At 61.8% G+C, this 840-nt stretch carries 2 protein-coding genes; one reads left to right on the top strand and one right to left on the bottom strand.

The features are described 5' to 3' along the window. Positions 1-191: 191 nt before the first annotated feature. A complete protein-coding gene (locus AC1D00_RS43400; protein ID WP_135179495.1) occupies positions 192-554 on the bottom strand; it encodes a PRC-barrel domain-containing protein in 363 nt (120 codons plus the stop codon). A gap of 100 nt (positions 555-654) precedes the next feature. Here AC1D00_RS43400 and AC1D00_RS43395 point away from each other — a divergent pair. After that, positions 655-840 (top strand): hypothetical protein (locus AC1D00_RS43395; RefSeq protein ID WP_028175462.1); only part of this gene is annotated, 186 nt, incomplete at its 3' end.

Genomic DNA, 840 nt, shown 5'->3' with positions numbered 1-840 from the left:
CTCCCGAATGGACCGAGCAGGCCTCGAAGCCGCCGTCCGACAAGGCGTCCTCGATGAAGCTGCAGATCAGAGCTTCATCCTCGACCACGAGAACACGAAGGGGATTGCTCACTTTTCAAGTCTCCTCGACAACCGATGCGGATCGTCTGGCGTGACTGCGGGCACGTTGTCCCGCGAGTGCCCTGGCCGCCTCAAGCCACCGGCACACCGTAATAGGCATTCACGGAGCGTGCGGTCGCGGGATCGCTCCAATTCCAACTGCTCTCGTCGGCGTATTTGGGAGCGCTGCGGAGCTGGTCCTGGGTGATGCCGGTGACGTAGCCGCCGAGGTTGGTGTCGTACTTCAGCGCCTGCCAAGGCAGCGGATAGTGGTCGTCGCCGATGCCCAGCAGGCCGCCGAAGCTGAGCACCGCGTACGATACCTTGCCGCTGACCTTGTCGATCATGACGCGCTCGATGTAGCCGACCTTTTCCCCGTCGGCCCCGTAGACATTCGTGCCCTCGACCTTGTCGCTTCCGATCAGGCTGAAGGTCTCGCGATCTTCCATGGCCATGTTGATCTCCCGGATGTTGTCTTCTGGAGTCAACGGGAGGACGATGGCTCCGTTCCTGGCAAAGCCTCGGTGGCATTGTTCTGGGCGAGCGGAGTTCGGGATGGAACTAACCGATCTGGAGCGCGAATTTTTGAGGAAGCTTCTCGGCGAATCCTGGGTCAGCCCGCCGATGTTCGACCATGAGATTGTGGCTCGGCTGGTGGAGCTGGGTCTCGTCGAAACCGAACCGCTTCCATCCGGCGATATCGAATACCGGATCACTGACGCGGGCCGAGCGGCGGCCGCG

Source organism: Bradyrhizobium sp. P2_E8, assembly GCF_056403875.1.
Note: the sequence above shows the minus strand (reverse complement) of the source record. Positions and strands in the feature narration are given on the sequence as shown.